This window comes from Neobacillus paridis, assembly GCF_016765675.1.
Classification (GTDB): domain Bacteria; phylum Bacillota; class Bacilli; order Bacillales; family Cytobacillaceae; genus Neobacillus; species Neobacillus paridis.
In genome coordinates this window covers 1-559 of the sequence record NZ_JAESWB010000267.1, presented here as the reverse complement: position 1 = coordinate 559, position 559 = coordinate 1, and the positions used below count along the sequence as shown (strand labels likewise).

General features: G+C 65.1%; 1 protein-coding gene. It reads left to right on the top strand.

Annotated features, from left to right (window positions below; all coding sequences use genetic code 11):
- Positions 1–193: 193 nt before the first annotated feature.
- A partial coding sequence (locus JK635_RS28770) for an SDR family NAD(P)-dependent oxidoreductase (RefSeq protein ID WP_202655265.1) occupies positions 194–559 on the top strand: 366 nt, incomplete at its 3' end.

Sequence of the window (559 nt, the reverse complement as noted above, 5' to 3'; positions counted from 1 at the left end):
GCGCTGCAGCGGCAGGGTGGTGGAGAAGTTCGAGCAGGATGGCGAGCGGCGGATACGGGTCGAGCTGACCACCGCCAGCCAGGATGGCGACATCAAGCTGCGCGGCGATGCCGTCATCGCCTTGGGCTGACCGGCGCGCCGCCATACCCCATATAGCAAACAGGCAAACAAACACGGAACACAGGAGACAGGCATGAAGAAACTCGAAGGCAAGGTGGCAATCATTTCCGGCTCGGGCCGCGGCATCGGGCGCGAGATTGCGAAGAAGCTCGCCAGCGAGGGCGCACGCGTGGTGGTCAACGACCTCGACGCCGCGCCAGCGAATGAAACCGTGGAGGAAATCCGCGCCGCCGGCGGCCAGGCGCTGGCCTGCGTGGGCAGCGTGACCGATGCCGACTTCGGCCAGCGCTTCGTCGCCGCCGCGGTCGATGGCTTCGGCGGGCTGGACATCATCGTCAATAATGCCGGCTACACCTGGGACAACGTGATCCAGAAGATGAGCGACGAGCAGTGGGAAGCGATCCTGCAGGTTCACCTGACCGCCCCGTTTCGCATCCTG